General features: G+C 25.4%; 4 protein-coding genes and 1 riboswitch. All 4 genes read left to right on the forward strand.

Features of this window, described 5'->3' with window-relative positions; genetic code table 11:
* The first annotated feature begins 112 nt into the window (after positions 1-112).
* The 4 genes from GBZ86_RS17270 (at position 113) to GBZ86_RS12610 (ending at position 4,900) form a co-directional block, all read left to right on the forward strand.
* The gene (locus tag GBZ86_RS17270; protein ID WP_170272244.1) at positions 113-286 is read left to right on the forward strand and encodes a hypothetical protein; all 174 of its coding nucleotides are present in this window, start codon (positions 113-115) and stop codon (positions 284-286) included.
* 174 nt (positions 287-460) lie between these two features.
* A complete protein-coding gene (gene alr, locus GBZ86_RS12600; protein ID WP_152891178.1) occupies positions 461-1,621 on the forward strand; it encodes an alanine racemase in 1,161 nt (386 codons plus the stop codon).
* A gap of 99 nt (positions 1,622-1,720) precedes the next feature.
* Positions 1,721-3,172 carry a MocR-like pyridoxine biosynthesis transcription factor PdxR gene (gene pdxR / locus GBZ86_RS12605; protein ID WP_152891180.1) on the forward strand — a complete coding sequence of 484 codons (1,452 nt, stop codon included), beginning with the start codon at positions 1,721-1,723 and terminating at the stop codon, positions 3,170-3,172.
* 103 nt (positions 3,173-3,275) lie between these two features.
* Positions 3,276-3,447, forward strand: a riboswitch (Lysine riboswitch).
* Between the two features lie 121 nt (positions 3,448-3,568).
* Positions 3,569-4,900 (forward strand): APC family permease, encoded by a 1,332-nt coding sequence (locus tag GBZ86_RS12610; protein WP_152891182.1) that lies wholly within the window; start codon positions 3,569-3,571, stop codon positions 4,898-4,900.
* Positions 4,901-4,997 lie beyond the last annotated feature (97 nt).

A 4,997-nucleotide genomic window follows, 5' to 3' on the forward strand; every position in this document is an offset into this window, starting at 1 on the left:
CAATAAATTGTTTTAAAAAATTATTAAATGAAAGTAAAGATTTAAATAATAAGTAACAAATTTGTATTATTTTAATAAAATAAATATAGAAATATTATTGTTGGTGAGTTATGTGAACAAGGTTATTGATATAACAAATATTTTATTATTCAGAAATGCTTGTGAAATACTAACAATACATGATATAGCATATGATGCAGATGTGTTATATCTTAATCCAAAACTTTGTAAAGAAATAATAACATTACTTAGAGATGGTATTAAACAACCATCAATTAATTCTTGAAGAATTAGTAAAAACTTACCTTGCTTAGGTAGGTTTATTTTTTACATTGAACCACTATAAACAAATTTTATACATATAGTGGTTCTTTCAATTTTTTTTAAATTTTATATAATGGTATTATAATAAATATAGTTAATTATTATAAAATTTTATATATAGTTTAAGAGGTGTAGAATGGAAATGAATATTAGACCTGTATGGGCTGAAATAGATTTAGATGCAATTGCATACAACATGAAGCAGGTTAAAAATTTAGTAGGAAATAAAGAAATAATGGCAGTAATAAAAGCTAATGCATATGGACATGGAGCTATAGATATTGCACCTATTTTATTAGAAAATGGTGCTACATCTTTTGCAGTAGCTATGATAACAGAAGCTATGGAGCTTAGACATAATAATATAGAAGCACCTATTTTAATTTTAGGATACACTCCTTTAGAATTCGCACAAGAAATTATAGAAAACGATATAGAGCAAACAGTATATAATTTAGAGTATGCAAAACAATTATCTAATATTGCAATAGATTTAGGTAAAAAAGCTATAATCCATATTGCTATTGATACTGGTATGGGAAGAATAGGTTTTTTGCCTAATAAGAATAGTTTGGAGTTAGTTAAAGAAATATGTTCTTTAGAAGGAATTGAAGTTAAAGGATTATTTACACATTTTGCCACTTCTGATGAAGAGAATAAAGAGTATACGTATGTTCAATTTAGTAAATTAAAAATGTTTTATAATGAACTTTTAAAAATGGGAATAACTATTCCTTTAAAACACGTTGCTAATAGTGGTGCTATTATTGATTTACCAGACACTTATTTAGATGCAGTAAGAGCTGGTATAATTTTGTATGGATATTATCCATCAAATGAAGTAAAAAAAGATAAGCTTAATTTAAAGCCTGTCCTTACACTAAAAACTAAAGTTGCTCATTTAAAAGAGTTGGATAAAAATATGAGTATAAGTTATGGGAGAACATTTATAACTTCTAAAAAAAGTAAAATAGCAACATTGCCAATAGGATATGCAGATGGATATTCTAGATTGTTAAGTGGAAAAGCTAAAGTAATAATTAATGGTCATTTTGCCAATGTAATTGGGAAAATTTGCATGGATCAATGTATGATTGATGTATCTCACATAGAAAATGTAACAGTTAATGATGAAGTAATATTAATAGGAGAAAAAGAAAATTTAAAAATAACAGTTGATGATATAGCTGAATCAATGGGAACTATAAATTATGAAGTTGTTTGCATGCTTAAGAAAAGAATTCCTAGAGTATATGTTAAAAATGGGGAAAGCATGAAAATTAGAAATTATATTTAAATCATAAAAAAGAGCCAGTTATAGAATAAAATTATTACTATAAGGCTCTTTTAATAATTTAATATAATTAATATTAATTTTAATATAGGAGGTAAAAATTTGATTTTTTCTTCATTAAATATAAATAAAAATGAAAAAATATATATTCAAATAGAAAATCATATAAAAGATTATATAAAAAAAGGGCTTTTAAAAAAAGAAAGTAAACTTCCATCTACTAGAGAAGTAAGCAACTTTTTGGGCATAAGTAGAAATTCAGTAATTACAGCTTATTCCAATTTGGAAAATGAAGGAATAACAAAAACTTTTAAAGGTAAAGGAACTTTTATATGCATAGAAAAAAAAGAAACTGAAAAAAATTTTATAGTAAATTGGAGTAATGAAGTAAATAATTATGGATGTATTTGTGAAAAATTAGATATAACTAAAACAGAACTATATTGGGAAAAGGGAATGATATCTTTTAAAAGTATAGCACCAGATGAAAATTTATTTGATATAGAAGAATTTAAAAGAGCTTTTTTAAATGTATTTTCTTTAGAAGGTGAAAAACTTTTAAATTATGGATATGCAAAAGGGTATAAACCGTTAATAAATTATATTAAGGATTATATGAAGAAAAAAGGTGTAAATACTAAAGGAAAAGATGTTTTAATAACTAATGGTTTTACAGAAGGTTTTGATATTTTATTAAGTACATTAATAAAAAAAGGAGATTTTATAGTTTGTGAAGAACCAACTCATAATACTGCATTAAAAATAATAAAAGCACATGAAGTTAATATTATATCAATACCTATGGAGAAAGATGGTATAAACATATCTGTATTAGAAGAAGCTTTTAAAAAAAATAAACCCAAATTTTTATATATAGTTCCATCATATCATAATCCTACAGGTATAGTGGTTAGTGGTGAAAAAAGAAAAAAAATATATGAAATTTGTGAAAAATATTCTGTTCCTATATTAGAGGATGGGTTTAATGAAGAATTATTATATTGTAGCTCACCAGTGCCACCAATAGCATCTTTATGTGTTAATGGAAATGGTGTTATATATATAGGTAGTTTTTCTAAGGTGCTTTTTCCAGGTCTTAGAATTGGCTGGATATTAGCAGATAAAAACCTTATAAATATTTTAGAGAGTGTGAAAAGAGCACGAACTATACATTCTTCCTTTTTAGACCAAGCAGCATTATTTAAATATTTAGAAAGTGGTGCTTTTGATAGGTACATGAAAAAAATAAGAAAATATTATAAAAACAAATATAATTTTACTTTAGAACAAATAAAAAAATATATACCTTATAAACTTATATTAGGAGAAGGTGGGTTACATATATTTATTAAGCTTAAAGGAGTTAATGGAAGAGAAGTTTTAGAAAGATGTTATAAAAAAGGTGTTATTTTTATGCCAGGGGATATATTTTATAATGGAGATAAAGGAAAGGATTGTATTAGAATAGGATTTTCAAGAGTAAAGGAAGAAGATATAGAAAAAGGAATAAAAATAATAGGAAATGTCATTAATGATTTAAATAAAAAATTATGATATAAGTATAAAAATATATTTAAAATAAAATTTAATATTAAAATTGACAAAGCATTAAAATATGTTATAATGATTTTACAGAAAAATTAAATAACGGGTAAAGATGAAAGATAGAGGTTGCAATAATAAATAATAATACTAAGGAGAGAAGCAACGATGAATTAGTATGAAAGGGATTATTGCCGAAGTGTATAATTAATGCTTTAATATTATATGCTGGGGTTGTATAAAACATATACAACACTGTCACAAATTTGTGGGGTGCTATCTTTGTGTTTGTAATTTGTTGTATAGTACAGGCTCAAAGATTGTCTTTGTGCTTTTTTTTTACCTTAAAATAACTTATATGAATTTTGGAAATATTAAATTCTATAAGTTATAGGAATAGGAGGAAAAATGGAAAACAAAAGTTTAAAAAAAGAAATTAGTTTATTTATGGCAACTATGCTGGTGTGTGGTAATATGGTAGGTTCGGGAGTATTTATGTTACCAGCTACATTAGCACAGCTATCAGGTCCTATGCCAACTATAATTGCATGGGTTCTTACTACTTTAGGATCAATATTAATTGCATTATCCTTTGCTAAATTAGGTTCAAGTTTTCCAGCTACTGGAGGAGCATATCAGTATACTAAAATAGCTTTTGGAGAATTTGTAGGCTTTTTAAGTGCGTGGTTATATTGGAATGGTTCATGGATTGGAAATGCTGCTATCATAGTTGCTTTATCTAGCTATAGTGCAGCTTTGTTCCCGATCTTAAGAAGCCCTTTAGCATCAATAATATATACTAGTGCAATTTTATGGATATTTACAATAATAAATATTGTTGGAGTTAAACAAGCTGGCAAAATACAAGCATTTGCAACTGTATTTAAAATACTTTTTTTTGCTGTATTTATAATAGTTGCATTTTTAAATTTTGATCCCGTTAATATGATACCATTATTACCAGCAGATAAAGGATTAAATACAATATCTTTAGCAGCTACATCTACATTATGGGCATTTATTGGTTTAGAAAGTGCAACTGTTACAGCAGGAGAAATTAAAAATCCTGAAAAAAATGTTAAAAAAAGTACTATTTATGGTATGTTAATAGCTGCTACAATATATATTTTAATAAGTATAGCTTGTATGGGAGCTATGTCAAATGCAGAACTAGCTAGTAGTTCAGCACCATTAACAGATATATTAACTAAGATTTTAGGTTCATCAATAGGTAAGCCATTAACAATAGGTGTTGTAATATGTATACTAGGCACAACTATAGGTTGGTTATTATCAACAGCACGTGTTTCTTTTGCAGCAGGTCAAGATGGAGTATTTCCTAAATTTTTTGGAAAATTACATCCTAAATATGCAACACCTGCAAATTCTTTAATAATAGGTTCTATATTAGTAAATATTTTATTAATTATGAATTTTCAAAAAAGCATGGTTTCAGCTTTTACCTTTATAACATTATTAGCAACATTATCATACTTACCAATATATTTATTAACAGCTTCAGCTGAAATAATGATAATGTTTAAAGATGCAAAACAATTTAATATAAAAATATTTATAACTAAAGCAATAATACCTTTATTAGCATTTGTTTATACAATTTGGACAATTTATGGTTCAGGAGCTGAAACTGTAATGTGGGGATTCATATTAATGCTATTAGGTGTTCCTTTTTACATTTATAATTACTATAAAAATAAAATAGAAAAAACAATGAATTAAAATAAAAAATCATTATGTAAATTTACATAATGATTTTTTATTTTAATATTAAAAAGTTTTTATTAATATTAAAAAATATAGTTAAATACTTTTATAT

This window comes from Clostridium tarantellae (assembly GCF_009295725.1).
GTDB lineage: Bacteria > Bacillota > Clostridia > Clostridiales > Clostridiaceae > Sarcina > Sarcina tarantellae.